We start from the raw sequence: 15,177 nt of genomic DNA on the forward strand, positions 1-15,177 counted from the left end.
GGCCCAGCGCCCGGACCGCGACGGCCAGCAGGGGCGGAAGAAGCATGATCGAAGCAGTCGGCCTGACGAAGCGCTACGGCGCCAAGACGGCCGTGCACAACCTCTCCTTCCGGGTGAGGCCGGGGATGGTCACCGGCTTCCTGGGGCCCAACGGCTCGGGGAAGTCCACCACCATGCGGATGATCCTGGGGCTGGACGCCCCCACCGAGGGGCGCGTCACCATCGGCGGCCACCCGTACCGCAGGCTCCCCAACGCGCCCCGGCAGGTGGGTGCTCTGCTGGACGCCAAGGCGGTGCACGGCGGGCGCAGCGCCTACAACCACCTGCTCTGCCTGGCCCGGCTCTCCGGCATCCCCGCACGCCGTGTGGACGAGGTGCTGGGCGTCGTGGGCCTGCGGGAGGTGGCGAAGAAGCGCTCCAAGGGCTTCTCGCTCGGCATGGGCCAGCGGCTGGGCATCGCCGCGGCGCTGCTGGGCGACCCGCAGGTGCTGCTGTTCGACGAGCCGGTCAACGGCCTCGACCCGGAGGGCATCCTCTGGATCCGCAATCTGATGAAGAAGCTGGCCTCCGAGGGACGCACGGTCTTCGTCTCCAGCCACCTGATGAGCGAGATGGCCCTGACGGCCGACCACCTGATCGTCATCGGCCGCGGCCAGTTGCTCGCGGACATGTCCGTGAAGGACTTCATCGCGCACAACTCCGCCGACTTCGCCCGGGTGCGCACCCCCGACGACGCGCCGGATCAGCGCGACAGGCTCGCCGCCGCCCTCACCGAGGCCGGCGGCAGCGTCCGGCCGGAACCGGACGGCGCGCTGCGGGTGTCCGGGCTGCCGCTGCCGCGGATCAGCGATCTGGCGCACGGGGCGGACGTACGGCTGTGGGAGCTCTCCCCGCACTCGGCCTCCCTGGAGGAGGCGTACATGCGCATGACGCAGGGCGCGGTGGACTACCGGTCCACCGAGGACACGCGGGCCGGGCTCCTGGCGCAGCCGCCGGCGGGGTACGCGGGCCCGCCCGCGGGGTACGCGGCGCCGCAGGCTGCGGGGCAGACCGCGGGGTGGCCGAACCCGTACGCGGTACCGCCGCAGCAGACCTGGCAGCCGCCGCAGCCGCCCGTGTCCGCGCCGGTGCCCTCCCCCGCCCCCGCCCCCGCCGACCCGATGATCGAGCGCGACAGCGAGGACGCCCGATGAGCACTCCCCAGCACAGCCAGGCCGTGCCCCCCGTGCCGCCGGGCGCCCACCGGGCCGCACCGCAGACCGCACCGCAGGCGTTCTCCGGCCCGCCCCCCGGCGGCCACGGCTACGCCTCGCCGATCCCCGTCCGGCGCACCCATCTCGGGCACGCCGTCGCCTCGGAGTGGACCAAGATCCGCTCGGTGCGCTCGACGGTGTGGACGCTCGCCGTGATGTTCGTCCTCGTCGTCGGCGTCGGCCTGCTCATGGCCCTCGCCCTCGGCAGCCAGGACGGCCTCGGGATGCCGGTGCTGGCCGGCGGTTTCTTCGGCCTGATGCTGGGCCAGCTGTGCGTGATCACGCTCGGGGTGCTGGTGATCACCTCCGAGTACAGCACCGGGATGATCCGCACCACCCTCACCGCCTGCCCGCAGCGCGGCCGGGTGCTTGTCGCCAAGGCGCTGGTCTTCTTCCTGCTGTCCTTCACGGTGACGCTGGTCGCCTGCGCGCTGACCGCGTTCCTCCAGGCGGCGATGATCGAGGGCAAGCCCGTCCCCGAGTACATCGATCCGCAGATGCTCAACGAGGAGACGGCCGCCACCGGGCAGGCCGTCGCGTCCGCCGGCGAGTGGCTGGGCGCGACGGTCGGCGCCGCGCTCTACGTGGCGCTGCTGGGCCTGCTGTCGCTGGCGGTCGGCACGCTGCTGCGCAGCACCCCGGGCGCGATCACCACCATGCTCGGGCTGGTGCTGCTGCCCTTCATCGTCTCCCTGTTCCTCTTCACCGAGAGCGTGCGGGAGTTCGGCGAGAAGCTGCGCGAGTACTCGGTGCTCAACGGCCTGTCCTCGCTGTTCCGCATCCCGTTCGAGGGCGGTTCGGCCGACACCGGGTGGCCGCTGCTCTGGCTGCTGGCGGGCGTCACGCTCGCCGCGCTGATCGGCGCGTACGCCCGCATCTCCGCCCGCGACGTCTGACGGACGCCTCCGCCCCGCGCGGTCAGTACCGCGGGGCCTGACGGGACCGCTGGAGCCGTGCGCTCCGGCGGTCCCTGGCGTTCCAGCACGCCCGGTGCCAGTGCCGCCGGTCGTCCACCCGCCCGTCGCGCTGCCAGGCCACGACGTGCGGCACCCCGGGCGGGATCTCCTGGTCGCAGCCGGGGCAGCGGTAGTGCTTGGCGGCGGACTGCCCGCTGATCTGCCGCACCACCCACTCCTCGCCGCGCCAGTCGTCGGTGTGCTCCATGCCGTAGCGGCCGTCCGCCTCCCCGTCGCGGCGGGCGGACCTGCCACCGCCGCGCGGGCGGTTTCGACGCGGGGACAACAGGCACCTCACGTGGTCTCGGGGGCTTTCGGGCCCGTCGGCGGACTGCTCCGTCCAGCCTACGCAGGTCGCGGGCGGCCTCGCGCCGCACGCCCTCGCTCCCTTCCCCTTCCCGCCTCCCGTGCGGTCCGAAAAAATTCCCGGCAGGCCGTGCCCTTGGCACGTGTCAGGCGTTGTTGCCTCAAGGGGACCGCTCGGAGATCCGTCGCGGGGCGGCGCCGGGGCGGTCCGGTACCGGGCAGGAGGCTGTGGCGATGCGCATCGGGACTTTCGTACTGGCGGGGCAGTTCCCGGGGCAGGGGCAGGGGGAGGCGCTCCACCGTGCCCTGCGCTCCGCGGAGGCCGCCGAGCAGGCCGGACTGGACTCCGTGTGGGTGGCCGAGCACCACTTCGTCCCCTACGGGGTCTGCCCCTCGGCGATCACCATGGCCGCGCTGCTGCTGGGGCGCACCCGGCGCATCGAGGTGGGCACGGCCGTGAGCGTGCTCCCCACCGTGCATCCGGTCGCCCTGGGCGAGCAGACCGCGCTGCTGCACCTCGTCTCCGGCGGCCGGTTCACCCTCGGCGTCGGCCGCGGCGGCCCCTGGGTGGACCTGGAGGTCTTCGGCGGCGGCGCCGAGGCGTACGAGCGGGGCTTCCCCGAGTCGCTGGACCTGCTGCTGCGCTGGCTGCGCGAGCCGCGCGTCGGCGCGGACGGCGAGCGCTACCGCTTCCGCGAGGTCCCCGTCGTGCCGCGCCCGGACCAGGGCCTGGGCGGGCCGGACGCACCGCCCGTGCTGGTCGCCTGCACCTCCCCCGCCTCCGTACGGCTGGCCGCGGCACGCGGGCTGCCGATGCTGCTGGGCATGCACTGCGGGGACGAGGAGAAGGCCGACATGGTCGCCCTGTGGCGGCGCGAGGCGCTGGCGGCGGGAGCCGACCCGGAGGCCGTGGCGGCGGCCGGACACGTGTCGGCCGGGGTGGCGCAGGTGGCCGACACCCGCGACGAGGCCGTGGAGACACTCACCAAGGCGATGCCCGGCTGGCTGCGGCAGGGGCTGGAGGCCCACACGACCGTGGACGGCCGGGCGCGCTCGATGCGCGATCCGCTCGCCTACACCGAGCTGCTGTGCTCACTGCACCCGGTCGGCCCGCCCCGGCTGTGCGCGGACCGGCTCGCGGCCACCGCCGAACGGACCGGGATCGGCCGGTTCGCCCTGCTGGTCGAGGGCTCCGGCGACCTGGCCGGCACCGAACTGAACGTTCAGCGCCTGGGCGCCGAGGTGCTGCCGCTCCTCCCCCGAGCAGCGGCAGCTCTTGCGTCTTCGGGCACACCATCGGGCACAGCGCCGGACGAGGGCGCGGGGGCGACGGGCGAGGCTCCGTGACCGGCCGCCGGCCCGCTCGCCGCCCGCCCGCGGTCAGCAGTCGCGCAGTTCCGGCGACTGGTTGAGGAGCTGGCCGCGGACGGAGGTGAAGCGGGCGAGCCGCTCGTCCGCGGAGGGGTCCAGCGGGAAGACCGCGACCCGGTGACAGTTCTGGAAGGCCAGTCTCACACCGAAGTGGCGCTCCAGCGCGCCGCGTATCGCGTCGCTGGCCAGTGCGCGCAGCAGCTGGCCGCGCGCCTGCTCGTCCGGCGGCGGCGTCTGGTTGTCGGCGAACTCCCCGCCGTCCACCCTGAGTTCGGCCACCAGAGAACTGATCATGTCCCATGCGTAGGGCAGGGACGTACGGACGCAGTCGACGAAGGCCGCCTCGTCGACCTCGCCTCGCTCGGCCTGCTCCAGGAGGGCCGGTGAGACGTCGAGCGACATGGGTTCTCCTCTCGCGATCCCGGGCATACCAGGACCTCAGGGACGGAATGTCGGGGCTGCGCGTAACCGAGCGATCTCGTACGGCGACCCCCAGGCTGCAACGTTATGCCCGCGCGTACTGCGGCACCAGGCTCGTGGGCACACAACAAGCCACGCTCGAACGGTGATCGAACGGGGAGAAGCAGGGGCGAATCGCGTGGACCGCCCGTCGTCCAGTAGCGTGGCCGACCATGCGTCTCGTCATCGCCCGCTGCTCCGTGGACTACGCCGGAAGGCTCACCGCCCACCTCCCGTCGGCTCCCCGTCTCATCCTGGTGAAGGCCGACGGATCGGTCTCGGTCCATGCGGACGACAGGGCCTACAAGCCCCTCAACTGGATGTCTCCGCCATGCACCCTCAAAGAGGGCGAGGAGAACGGCGTCGGCGTCTGGACGGTGGTCAACAAATCGGGGGAGAAACTCATCATCACGATGGAGGAGGTCCTGCACGACTCCTCGCACGAACTCGGCGTCGATCCCGGCCTGATCAAGGACGGCGTGGAGGCCCATCTTCAGGAACTCCTCGCTGACCGAATGGAGACCCTCGGCGAGGGCTGGTCGCTGATACGGCGTGAGTACCCCACCGCCATCGGGCCGGTGGACATCCTGTGCCGGGACGCGGAGGGGACCACCGTCGCGATCGAGATCAAGCGGCGCGGCGAGATCGACGGCGTCGAGCAGCTCACCCGCTATCTGGAGCTGCTCAACCGCGATCCCCACCTCGCCCCGGTGCGCGGGGTGTTCGCGGCCCAGGAGATCAAGCCGCAGGCACGCGTGCTGGCCACGGACCGCGGCATCGACTGCGTCGTCCTCGACTACGACGCGCTGCGCGGCATCGAGGACGACAAGCTGCGGCTGTTCTGACCTCCCTCACCCACCCGGTACGAACGCCAGGGCCGGAGCCGCGCGCCGAGCGCGGGGCTCCGGCCCTGGCGTGTCCGGCCGGGCTCCAGGTCAGATGACCGGGCTCTCCGCGGAGTCCTGGGACACCTGGCCGCTGCTCGGCGCGGCACTGTCGGACGCCGTCCCGCTGGCGGTGACGCTTCCGCCGCCCGTGGAGTCACCGGGGGGCTCCGGTTCTCCGGGGGGCTCGCTCGTCTCCCCTTCCGTTTCCGTCGGCGGGTCGGTCGGCTCGTCCGTCTCGTTTTCCGTTTCCGTCGGCCTGGTGGTCGGCTTCTTCGTAGGCGTCGGAGTGCTCGGCCTGGTCGTCGTCTCGGTGGGCTCCCCCGCGCCCCCGGAGGTCGTGTCGTTCTCCTCCTCCGTCTCCTCGGAGGCGTCACCCGAGTCGGAGGCTCCCGGAGAGGCCGAACCCGTCCCGCTGTCGGACGGCTCACCGGGGACGGCCGGTGCGCTGCTCGCCCCCGGCTTCTCACCGCGCTCGTCGCCGTCGTCCGGCGCGGGCTCGTCGACGGTGATGCCGTCGTCCTCCCGGGAGGTGACCGCCGGGTTGACGTTGCCGGCGGGCTCCTCGCTCCCCGAGGTCATGCCGATCGTCACGACCGTGCCCACCAGTGCGGCCAGCAGCGCGCCCGCGCCCGCCGCGAAGACGTTGCGCCGGGCTCCGCGGATCGCGAGCCCGCGCGGGCCGCGGCGGCCGTCGTCCGGGCCGGCCGCGCCGTGCGCGGTCCGTACGAACGGCGTCGGCCGGGTCAGCGCCTCGCTGCCGAAGGTGCCGCTGCCGGGCGTCTCGTCGAAGGCGCTGCCCACCGTCACCGGCGGAACCGCCAGGGCCGGGGGGAGCTTGTCGAGCCTCGGCGTGCTGCCGGTGGTCTGCGGCCCGGGCGGGACCGGCGCCACGGGCGGCGGTACGGAGGCCCCGGACTGCTTCGCCGGAGTCGGGCGTCTGGGAAGCGCGGGCGGAGTGGAGGCGTCGGGCGCGGCGGGCGGCACCGCGACGGCCGGCAGCGACCCGCCGAGGGCCTTCCCCGCGTCCCCGGGCCCCCCGGCGGCCTTGTCCCGGCCGCCCTCGGCCTCGATCGCGAAGCGGTCCTCGACCAGGGCCAGCGCACGCCGTCCGGCGACCGTGCCCCGGCGGTCCGCGAGCACTCCGCGCAGCCCGATGGAGGCCTCGAGCTCGGCGCGGGCCCGGTCCAGGTGGCCGGTGCACAGGGCGAGCACCCCGAGGTCGTGGTGGAAGTACGCCTCCTCGGCGACCTCGCCCGCCGTACGCGCCGCCTCCTGGCCGCCGCGCAGGATCCGCTCCCAGGGGCCCCAGAGCAGCGAGGCGGCGAGCATGGGTGCGGCGGTACGGGCCAGCAGCACGGCCGCGCTGGCGTGGCCGCCGCGCTGGGCGCCCTGGACGGCGGCGAGGACCGCCTCGGCCTCCTGCGCCACCCGCTCCGGGGTGACCGAGGGGTGGCCGGTCCACCAGGCGTAGTGCCGGGCGGCGGTGCGGGCGCGGTCGTCGGCTCCGTCGGCGTATCCGGCGTCGGCCAGTTGCCCGGCCACGTCCGGGGCGAGCCGGTGGTACGTCCCGGCGGTGGTGACCAGGCCGCAGGCGAGCAGCTCGCCCAGGGAGGCGTCGGCGTCGGCGTCGTCCACCAGCGCGGGCAGGTGGGCCGGGTGCGGCAGCACGCCGCCGAGCGCCACGGCGAAGCGCAGCACCTCGCGGGTGCTCTCGGACAGCCGGGCGGCCAGGAGGGCGGCGGGGGCCGCGCCCTCGGCGAGCGTCGGCAGCGGTGAGCCGGTCCGGCCGCTCCTCCCCGCGTCCTCGGCGGCCTCGTCGTCCTCGGCGTCCGCCTCGTCACCGCCGCTGCCGTCGCCGCCGGCCGCCGGCCGCGCGGCCTCCGCGTCGCGCTGCCGCAGCAGCGCACCGGCCTGGACGAAGCGCAGCGGCAGCCCCTCGGACTCGAACCACAGGTCCCCGAGCCAGCCGACCTCGTCCTCGGTCAGCGGACGGCGGACGATGCGCTCCATCAGCTCCCGGCAGGCGGAGCGGCTGATGCCGGAGAGGACGACCTCCTCCAGGGGCGCGTCGGCGGAGGGCGCGGGGGCGTCGGGCGCGGCCGTGATCAGGAAGGCGCACTCGGGGGTGGCGTCGAGGAGGGAGTCGAGCGCCTGGCCGCCGAACTCGACGTCGTCCAGCAGGACGACCGCGCCCACGCCGCGCACCGCCTCCTCCAGCTCGGCGCGGTCGGGGCGGTGCCGGGGCGCGTCGTGGACGGCGGCGAACAGCTCGTACAGCACGTCCGCGGCCGTGCGCTGGGTGCCGCTGAGCCGGATGACGCCGTCCGGGGCGAGGTCGGCGCACTCGGTGGCGACGGCGGCCAGCAGGGAGCTGCGTCCGGAACCGGGCGCCCCGGTGAGCCGGACCGAGCGCCCGCGCCTGAGCAGTTGGAGGAGGCGCTCGCGCTCCGCCGTGCGTTCCAGCAGCGGCAGGTCGGGCAGGGAGATCCCGGCGGGGAGCGGTGCCACGGCGGCGCGCTCACGCTCGGCGCGGGAGTCGGGGGTGCGCCGGCGGGGTGCGCCGGGGCGCTCGCCGGGCGGGCAGGGCTCGATCTCGCTGCCGTCGACGGGATTGATGGTCAGCAGGTACTCGCCCGCTATGAGCGGGATCGCGCGGGTGGTGCTCCCGCTGTCCTGATCCTCGGATCCCCGGTCGTTCGGGTCCATGGTGGTGCCCCCAGATGCGGTGCGTACTCGAAGCTCAGCTCTCCAGGGCCGACCGCACGCTCGCCTTCGCTCGTGGTCCGGTGGCCGTCCGCAGCGCAGTGTAGGCGGCGGGTCCCAGAACCCTATTGCCTGGCCCGGGAGTGGGGGCAAGCCCGGACGGGGCCCCTGACCCAATAGTTATGGCTTGGTCAGGGTCCCGCCCTCGGCGAGCCCGCCTCCCTCGATGGCCAGGATGCGGTGCAGGCGGGTGGCCACCAGCAGGCGCTGCATCTGGGGCGGCACGTCCCGCAGGACGAGGCGGCGCCCGCAGCGGCCCGCCCGCCGGTGCGCGCCCATGATCACGCCGAGGCCGGTCGCGTCCCACGAGTCCAGCTCGGCGAGGTCCAGCACGAGATCGCCCTCTCCGGAGTCGACCGCGGTGTGCAGGACCGAACGGGCGTCCGCCGCGCTGCGGACGTCGAGGCGACCTCCGACGACCAGTTCAGCGTGGTCGCCCCTGATGTGCATATCCGCTCCCCCGGAAAAGAAGTGGTCCGTCTGTGACTGTTGTCTGCATATGTCTCACCACAACTGACTGCCCGTTCGGCGGCGGAGTTGCCGCCCGCCGCCGAATCGACACCGAATTCACCCGTAGGGGCGACCCGCCTGTGTGCCGTACGGGCCCTTCAGTAGCGGTAGAAGCCCTGGCCGCTCTTGCGGCCGATGTCCCCGGCGTCCACCATGCGCCGCATCAGCTCCGGCGGGGCGAACTTCTCGTCCTGGGACTCGGTGTAGATGTTCTCCGTGGCGTGCAGCAGGATGTCGACGCCGGTGAGGTCCGCGGTGGCCAGCGGGCCCATGGCGTGCCCGAAGCCAAGCTTGCAGGCGATGTCGATGTCCTCGGCGGTCGCCACGCCCGACTCGTGGAGCTTGGCGGCCTCGACGACCAGGGCCGAGATCAGCCGGGTGGTGACGAAGCCCGCGACATCCCGGTTGACGACGATACAGGTCTTGCCGACGCCCTCGGCGAACTCCCTTGCCGCGGCGAGGGTTTCGTCGCTGGTCTTGTAACCGCGCACCAGCTCGCACAGCTGCATCATCGGCACCGGGGAGAAGAAGTGGGTGCCCACGACCCGCTCGGGGCGCTCCGTCACCGCCGCGATCTTGGTGATCGGGATGGCGGAGGTGTTGGAGGCGAGCACGGCCTCGTCCCTCACCAGGCCGTCGAGCGTGCGGAAGATCTCCTGCTTGACGTCGATCCGCTCGAAGACGGCCTCGACCACGATGTCGGCCTCGGACGCGGCGTCGAGGTCGGTGGTGGCGGTGATGCGGCCGAGCGCCGCCTCCGCGTCCTCGGCGGTCAGCTTCCCCTTCGAGACGAACTTGTCGTACGAGGCCCGGATCCCGTCCGTGCCGCGCCTGAGCGCCTCGTCGGTGACGTCGCGCAGCACCACGTCCCAGCCCGCCTGGGCGGAGACCTGGGCGATGCCCGATCCCATGAGTCCGGCTCCGATGACGGCGAGCTTCTTGGCCACGTGTATGTCCCCTCTGCGGCTTTGCGGTGCGACTCTCAGGCGGACCCTAGCGCCCGTGAACGCGTGGTGGGCGGGGAAGAGATGCGCGTCACGTCTCACATGGCGGACATCACACTCGCGCGGGTCATCCGGCGGCCCGCCGCGCGTAGTTGGGGGGTACGGCGGGCGGGGGCACGCGGCGGCCCGTGACGGTGGGCACACCTCCGCTCCGGCGGGCCGGAGCGTGGCTAGGCTCGGTCCATGGTCAACCTGACACGCATCTACACGCGCACCGGCGACGACGGCACCACCGCCCTCGGCGACATGAGCCGTACCGCCAAGACCGACTCCCGCATCTCGGCCTACGCCGACGCCAACGAGGCCAACGCCGCGATCGGGGTGGCCATCGCGCTCGGCGGGCTGCCCGAGGAGATCACCAAGGTCCTGGTCCGGGTGCAGAACGACCTGTTCGACGTGGGTGCGGACCTGGCCACGCCGGTGGTGGAGAACCCCGAGTACCCGCCGCTGCGGGTGCGGCAGAGCTACATCGACAAACTGGAGGCGGACTGCGACCGCTTCCTGGCCGATCTGGAGAAGCTGCGCAGCTTCATCCTCCCGGGCGGCACCCCGGGCGCGGCCCTGCTCCACCAGGCGTGCACGGTCGTGCGCCGCGCCGAGCGCTCGACGTGGGCGGCGCTGGAGGAGCACGGCGAGGTCATGAACCGTCTGACGGCGACCTACCTCAACCGGCTGTCGGACCTGCTGTTCATCCTGGCCAGGTCCGCCAACAAGGAGGTGGGCGACATCCTCTGGGTCCCCGGCGAGAACCGCTGACCCGCGGGGGGCTGCGGCCCGCCGGCGCCCGAAGCCCCCGTCCCGCCTCCGGGGACGGGGGTTTCGGGCGCCTCCGGCACGCGCACCGGCGCGGGTCGTCAGTGCCCGGCCGCCTCCCGCTCGGCGGGCCGGGAACCGCCGAGGTCCCGCGGCTCCCCCCGGGGCGTCCTCGGCTTCTTGGGCCAGATCGTGTAGCTGAGCGCGATGACCACGCTGATGCCGATGACGAGGAGCATCTTGGTCTGCCACTGCACCAGCGACTCGCTCCGCCCGGCGTCCCCCACGTACCAGACCGCGCCCTGGAGGAGCGCCAGGGCGACCGCCGCGCCGAGCACCGAGCGGGCGCACATCTTCCACTCGTGGACGGCGCGCGCCGTCCCGTACTTCGGGGGCCTGGCAGGCGGCGGACCGCCCGCGAAGCGGTGGGCGAAGTGCCCGTCGGCCCACTTGATCACGTAGTGGCCGTAGGCCACGGTGAAGCCGATGTAGACGGCCGCCATGCCGTGCGTCCAGTTCCCCTCGGCGCCGTTGCGCAGGTCGATCGCGGTGGCGCACAGCAGCACCACCTCCAGCAGCGGCTCGCACAGCAGCACGGCGGCGCCCAGCCGGGGCCTCCGGGCCGGGTAGCGCAGCGCCAGCCCGGCGGCGAGCAGCACCCAGAAGGCCACCTCGCAGGCGATGATCAGTGTGACGACCACGGCGGACCACTCCTCTTCCCTCTGCGGCTCCAGCCTGGCCGCCGCCCGGCCCCGGCGCGTCGTCTGCCGTGACGATCCCGGACTGCATCCTTCGATGTACTCCGCCCGCTCCCGTACCGGCCCGTACGCGGAGGCGGGCAGCCGGTGCGGCGGTGTTGGATGGCAGGGTGAGCACCACCCGTCCCCCGTTGCCCCGCCCGCCCCGGGAGGACCTGCTGATCGCCGCCGCCGGCCTGGTGGGCGGGCTGGCGATGTGGGCCCTGGGGCTGTTCAACAACCCGCGCCCCCCGCTCGGGGGCGGCTGGGTGCTGCTGCCGCTGGCGGTGATGGCCCTGGCGGAGGCGCTGCGCCGTACCGCGCCGTCCGCCGCGCTGGCGCTCGGGGCGGTCGCGCTGGCCGGCGACCTGGTCACCCGGTCGCTGCTGGCGACGATCGTGATGTTCTCCGACGTGGTCTACGCGGCCGTGCTCTACGGCGGACCGAGGCTGTCGCGGGCCGTTCCGCCCGCGAGCGCCGCGCTGACCGCCGCCGTGACCGTGGGCACCCTGACCGCCGTCCGCGACCCGCAGGCACTGCTGGTGGGGTTCGTCTGCGGGCTGATCACGGTCGGTCCGGCGTGGACGGGCGTCATCGTCCGCGACCACCGCAACGCCGCCGCCGCCGAGCGGCTGCGCGCCGAGCAGACCGCGCTGCTGGCGGAGATGGACCGCGTGCAGGCCGTCACCGCCGAGCGCTCCCGGGTGGCCCGCGAACTGCACGACGTGGTCGCGGGCCACCTCTCCGCCATCGCCATCCACGCCACCGCGGCGCAGTCGCTCGACGACCGCGCCGCCACCGGGGACGCGCTGGCCGTGATCCGCGAGAACAGTGTGCAGGGGTTGGCCGAAATGCGCCGTCTGATCGGTCTGCTGCGTACCGCCGGCGGCGATGAGGAGGTGTCCGCCGCACCGACCCTGGACGGCCTGGACGCGCTGCTGGCCCACGCCCGCAGACACGGCGCGGCCGGAGGGCTCTCCTTCGCCCTGCGCGACGAGCGCTCCGGCGGCCCCCTTCCGGCCCCCGTGGAACTGGCGGCCTACCGCATCGCCCAGGAGTCCCTGACCAACGCGCTCAAGCACGCCTCTCCCGGAGAGGTGACCGTCGTCCTGACCTCGCCCGGCGGGGACGGGGAAGGGGACGGCGGCGGTGGTGGTGAGGGCTCGCTGACCATCACCGTCACCAGCCCCTGCGACCGGCGCCCCGGCCCGCGCGCGCCCGGCTCGGGCGCCGGGCTGGTCGGGATGCGCGAACGCGCCGAACTGCTGGGCGGCGCCTTCGTCGCGGGTCCGGTCGAGGCGGCCGGCGGCACACGGTGGGAGGTGCGGGCGGTACTGCCCCTCGGGGAGAGCGCCCGGAACGCCGCGGACGGCGGAAGCGGCGGAAGCGGCGGAAGCGGCGGGGACGGAACGAGGAGGAGGGGTGGAGCATGACCATCCGGGTGCTCGTGGCCGAGGACCAGTCGGCGGTGCGCGCCGGGCTCGTCCTGATCCTGCGCGGTGCGGCGGACATCGAGGTCGTCGGGGAGGCGCCGGACGGCGAGGAGGCGGTGCGGCTGGCCCGTGAACTCCGGCCGGACCTGGTGCTGATGGATGTGCGGATGCCGCGCCTGGACGGGGTCTCGGCAACCGAGCGGGTGGTCGGCGAGGGGCTGGCCGACGTGCTGGTGCTGACCACCTTCGACCTCGACGCGTACGTCTTCGGCGCGCTGCGCGCGGGTGCGGCGGGCTTCCTGCTCAAGGACAGCGAGGCGGCGCAACTGGTGGACGCGGTACGGGCGGTGGCACGCGGCGAGGGGGTGATCGCCCCGGTCGTGACGCGGCGGCTGATCCGGGAGTTCGCCCGTTCCTCCGCGGTCCCCGGGGGCGGGCGCCGGGCCGATCCCGCCGTGCTCGACGTCCTCACCCGGCGCGAGCGCGAGGTGCTGGCGTGCCTGGGCGAGGGGCTGTCCAACGCGGAGATCGCCGCACGGCTGGCGATGGCGGAGGCGACGGTGAAGACGCACGTCAGCCGACTGCTGGCGAAGCTGGAGCTGCGCAGCAGGGTGCAGGCAGCGGTGCTTGCCCAGGAGTTGGGGGTGACCGAGGGATGAATTCCTTATTGGTGCATACCTGTTGACCGGTGGTCCAGACCAATCTACGCTCCAGGTCAACTGCACGCCCATGCCATGCACATGGCACTCTTCACGAGCGGCGCAGGAGACCCCCAACGGCCCGGTCCGGCACCGGGCCCTGTGCGAGGAGCGCTCTTGAGAACGAAGACCACCGCACACCGCATCAGACGGAAAGCCATAGCGGCCGCGGCCGCGATGCTGATGCCCCTCGGCGCCCTGGTCGCCCTGGCCTCCCCGGCCCAGGCCGCCGAGCAGGCGACCGCCACCTTCTCCAAGCCCTCCGACTGGGGAAGCGGCTTCGAGGGCAAGTGGACGATCAAGAACACCGGTGACACCACCATCAGCAGCTGGACGCTGAAGTGGGACTTCCCCACCGGTACCAAGGTCGGCTCCGCCTGGGACGCCACCGTCACCAACTCCGGCAACACCTACACCGCCAAGAACATGGGCTGGAACGGCACCCTGGCCCCCGGCGCCAGCGTCAGCTTCGGCTTCAACGGCACCGGCACCGGCTCCCCCTCCAACTGCACCGTCAACGGACGCCCCTGCGACGGCTCGGGCGGGGGGAACCCCGAGGACGCCCCGCCCGGCGCACCCGGCACCCCCACCGCGAGCGGCATCACCGACACCTCCGTCAAGCTGAACTGGGGCGCCGCGAGCGACGACAAGGGCATCAAGAACTACGACGTCCTGCGCAACGGCGCCAAGGTCGCCACCGTCACCGGCACCTCGCACACCGACTCCGGCCTGACGGCGGGCACCACCTACACCTACTCGGTGGTGGCGCGCGACACCGCCGACCAGACCGGACCGGCGAGCGGTTCCGTCACCGTCAAGACCACCGGCGGCGACGGCGGGGGCGGCACCCCGGGCCAGTACGTCAACCTGGGGTACTTCACCGAGTGGGGCATCTACGGGCGCAACTACCACGTGAAGGACATCGTCACCTCCGGCTCCGCCGAGAAGCTGACGCACATCAACTACTCCTTCGGCAACGTCCAGGGCGGCAAGTGCACCATCGGTGACGCCTTCGCCGCGACCGACAAGGCCTACACCGCCGAGCAGAGCGTCGACGGCAAGGCCGACACCTGGGACCAGCCGCTGCGCGGCAACTTCAACCAGCTGCTGAAGCTGAAGAAGATGTACCCGCACATCAAGGTCCTGTGGTCCTTCGGCGGCTGGACCTGGTCCGGCGGCTTCCCCGACGCCATGAAGAACCCGGCCGCGTTCGCCAAGTCCTGCAACCAGCTGGTCAACGACCCCCGCTGGCAGGGCCTGTTCGACGGCATCGACCTGGACTGGGAGTACCCCAACGCCTGCGGTCTGACCTGTGACACCAGCGGCCCGGCCGTGATGAAGACCATGGCCCAGGCGTTCCGCGCCGAGTTCGGCGACCAGCTCGTGACCGCCGCGATCACCGCCGACGCCTCCAGCGGCGGCAAGATCGACTCGGCGGACTACGGCGGCGCGGCCCAGTACCTCGACTGGTACAACGTGATGACGTACGACTACTTCGGCGCCTGGGACAAGACCGGGCCGACCGCCCCGCACTCACCGCTGACGTCGTACGCCGGCATACCGAACCAGGCGTTCAACTCCGACGCCGCGATCCAGAAGCTCAAGGCCAAGGGCGTCCCGGCCAAGAAGCTGCTGCTGGGCATCGGCTTCTACGGCCGCGGCTGGACCGGCGTGACCCAGAAGGAGCCCGGCGGCACCGCCACCGGCGCCGCGCCCGGCAAGTACGAGGCGGGCATCGAGGACTACAAGATCCTCAAGGACCGCTGCCCGGCCAACGGCACCGTCGCCGGCACCGCGTACGCGCACTGCGGCAACGAGTGGTGGAGCTACGACACCCCGGCCACCATCACGGGGAAGATGGACTACGCCAAGAAGCAGAACCTCGGCGGAGCCTTCTTCTGGGAGATCAGCGGAGACACCGCGAACGGCGAGCTGATCACCGCCATCCACAACGGGCTGAACAAGTGACGCCCGGGCGGTGACCCGCCCCACGCACCACCGGAAGTGACAGAACCGGGGAGACGGCCCGTAAGCCGTCTCCCCGGTT

14 protein-coding genes are annotated in these 15,177 nt (G+C 73.2%); 8 read left to right on the plus strand and 6 right to left on the minus strand.

Features of this window, described 5'->3' with window-relative positions; all coding sequences use genetic code 11:
- Positions 1–44: 44 nt before the first annotated feature.
- On the plus strand, positions 45–1,193 hold the full coding sequence (locus BMY40_RS20915; protein ID WP_093661907.1) for an ABC transporter ATP-binding protein: 1,149 nt from the start codon (positions 45–47) through the stop codon (positions 1,191–1,193).
- The gene (locus BMY40_RS20920) at positions 1,190–2,149 is read left to right on the plus strand and encodes an ABC transporter permease (RefSeq protein ID WP_093661909.1); all 960 of its coding nucleotides are present in this window, start codon (positions 1,190–1,192) and stop codon (positions 2,147–2,149) included. Before BMY40_RS20915 ends, BMY40_RS20920 begins: the two co-directional genes overlap by 4 nt.
- Before the next feature lie 22 nt (positions 2,150–2,171).
- Here the strand turns inward: BMY40_RS20920 and BMY40_RS20925 are convergent, their stop codons facing one another.
- On the minus strand, positions 2,172–2,495 hold the full coding sequence (locus BMY40_RS20925; RefSeq protein ID WP_093661911.1) for an ATP/GTP-binding protein: 324 nt from the start codon (positions 2,493–2,495) through the stop codon (positions 2,172–2,174).
- A 254-nt stretch (positions 2,496–2,749) separates the two neighbouring features.
- Here BMY40_RS20925 and BMY40_RS20930 point away from each other — a divergent pair, with 254 nt between their 5' ends.
- Complete coding sequence (locus tag BMY40_RS20930; protein WP_093661913.1) at positions 2,750–3,862, plus strand: LLM class flavin-dependent oxidoreductase; 1,113 nt, start codon at positions 2,750–2,752, stop codon at positions 3,860–3,862.
- Between the two features lie 33 nt (positions 3,863–3,895).
- On the opposite strand, the gene BMY40_RS20935 is transcribed toward BMY40_RS20930, so the two are convergent.
- Positions 3,896–4,288 carry an SCO5389 family protein gene (locus BMY40_RS20935; protein ID WP_093661915.1) on the minus strand — a complete coding sequence of 131 codons (393 nt, stop codon included), beginning with the start codon at positions 4,286–4,288 and terminating at the stop codon, positions 3,896–3,898.
- 230 nt (positions 4,289–4,518) lie between these two features.
- On the opposite strand from BMY40_RS20935, the gene nucS reads away from it, so the two are divergent.
- Positions 4,519–5,190, plus strand: a complete 672-nt coding sequence (gene nucS / locus BMY40_RS20940; protein ID WP_177214082.1) for an endonuclease NucS — start codon at positions 4,519–4,521, stop codon at positions 5,188–5,190.
- A 90-nt stretch (positions 5,191–5,280) separates the two neighbouring features.
- Here nucS and BMY40_RS20945 read toward each other — a convergent pair whose 3' ends face one another.
- The 3 genes from BMY40_RS20945 to BMY40_RS20955 form a co-directional block, all read right to left on the minus strand.
- Complete coding sequence (locus BMY40_RS20945) at positions 5,281–7,938, minus strand: hypothetical protein (RefSeq protein WP_093661919.1); 2,658 nt, start codon at positions 7,936–7,938, stop codon at positions 5,281–5,283.
- A 177-nt stretch (positions 7,939–8,115) separates the two neighbouring features.
- Positions 8,116–8,445 carry an STAS domain-containing protein gene (locus BMY40_RS20950; protein ID WP_093661921.1) on the minus strand — a complete coding sequence of 110 codons (330 nt, stop codon included), beginning with the start codon at positions 8,443–8,445 and terminating at the stop codon, positions 8,116–8,118.
- A gap of 158 nt (positions 8,446–8,603) precedes the next feature.
- Positions 8,604–9,452, minus strand: a complete 849-nt coding sequence (locus tag BMY40_RS20955; protein ID WP_093661923.1) for a 3-hydroxyacyl-CoA dehydrogenase family protein — start codon at positions 9,450–9,452, stop codon at positions 8,604–8,606.
- A gap of 240 nt (positions 9,453–9,692) precedes the next feature.
- Here BMY40_RS20955 and BMY40_RS20960 point away from each other — a divergent pair, with 240 nt between their 5' ends.
- Positions 9,693–10,265, plus strand: a complete 573-nt coding sequence (locus BMY40_RS20960) for a cob(I)yrinic acid a,c-diamide adenosyltransferase (RefSeq protein WP_093661925.1) — start codon at positions 9,693–9,695, stop codon at positions 10,263–10,265.
- Between the two features lie 98 nt (positions 10,266–10,363).
- Here BMY40_RS20960 and BMY40_RS20965 read toward each other — a convergent pair whose 3' ends face one another.
- Positions 10,364–10,963 (minus strand): hypothetical protein, encoded by a 600-nt coding sequence (locus tag BMY40_RS20965; RefSeq protein ID WP_245770218.1) that lies wholly within the window; start codon positions 10,961–10,963, stop codon positions 10,364–10,366.
- Between the two features lie 167 nt (positions 10,964–11,130).
- Between BMY40_RS20965 and BMY40_RS20970 the strand changes: the two genes are divergently transcribed.
- The 3 genes from BMY40_RS20970 (at position 11,131) to BMY40_RS20980 (ending at position 15,098) form a co-directional block, all read left to right on the plus strand.
- Positions 11,131–12,432, plus strand: a complete 1,302-nt coding sequence (locus BMY40_RS20970; RefSeq protein ID WP_245770219.1) for a sensor histidine kinase — start codon at positions 11,131–11,133, stop codon at positions 12,430–12,432.
- Complete coding sequence (locus BMY40_RS20975; protein ID WP_093661927.1) at positions 12,429–13,091, plus strand: response regulator; 663 nt, start codon at positions 12,429–12,431, stop codon at positions 13,089–13,091. Before BMY40_RS20970 ends, BMY40_RS20975 begins: the two co-directional genes overlap by 4 nt.
- A gap of 216 nt (positions 13,092–13,307) precedes the next feature.
- Entirely contained in the window at positions 13,308–15,098 is a 1,791-nt protein-coding gene (locus BMY40_RS20980) for a glycoside hydrolase family 18 chitinase (RefSeq protein ID WP_412695317.1), read from the plus strand.
- The last annotated feature ends 79 nt before the right edge of the window (positions 15,099–15,177 follow it).

The sequence above is a fragment of the Streptomyces radiopugnans genome, from assembly GCF_900110735.1.
Taxonomy (GTDB): domain Bacteria; phylum Actinomycetota; class Actinomycetes; order Streptomycetales; family Streptomycetaceae; genus Streptomyces; species Streptomyces radiopugnans.

Excerpts from the sequence above, each read along its gene's own strand:
- BMY40_RS20915 (WP_093661907.1), top strand. The coding sequence starts at position 45 with ATGATCGAAGCAGTCGGCCTGACGAAGCGCTACGGCGCCAAGACGGCC.
- BMY40_RS20920 (WP_093661909.1), top strand. The coding sequence starts at position 1,190 with ATGAGCACTCCCCAGCACAGCCAGGCCGTGCCCCCCGTGCCGCCGGGC.
- BMY40_RS20930 (WP_093661913.1), top strand. The coding sequence starts at position 2,750 with ATGCGCATCGGGACTTTCGTACTGGCGGGGCAGTTCCCGGGGCAGGGG.
- BMY40_RS20935 (WP_093661915.1), bottom strand. The coding sequence starts at position 4,288 with ATGTCGCTCGACGTCTCACCGGCCCTCCTGGAGCAGGCCGAGCGAGGC.
- nucS (WP_177214082.1), top strand. The coding sequence starts at position 4,519 with ATGCGTCTCGTCATCGCCCGCTGCTCCGTGGACTACGCCGGAAGGCTC.
- BMY40_RS20945 (WP_093661919.1), bottom strand. The coding sequence starts at position 7,938 with ATGGACCCGAACGACCGGGGATCCGAGGATCAGGACAGCGGGAGCACC.
- BMY40_RS20950 (WP_093661921.1), bottom strand. The coding sequence starts at position 8,445 with ATGCACATCAGGGGCGACCACGCTGAACTGGTCGTCGGAGGTCGCCTC.
- BMY40_RS20960 (WP_093661925.1), top strand. The coding sequence starts at position 9,693 with ATGGTCAACCTGACACGCATCTACACGCGCACCGGCGACGACGGCACC.
- BMY40_RS20975 (WP_093661927.1), top strand. The coding sequence starts at position 12,429 with ATGACCATCCGGGTGCTCGTGGCCGAGGACCAGTCGGCGGTGCGCGCC.
- BMY40_RS20980 (WP_412695317.1), top strand. The coding sequence starts at position 13,308 with ATGCTGATGCCCCTCGGCGCCCTGGTCGCCCTGGCCTCCCCGGCCCAG.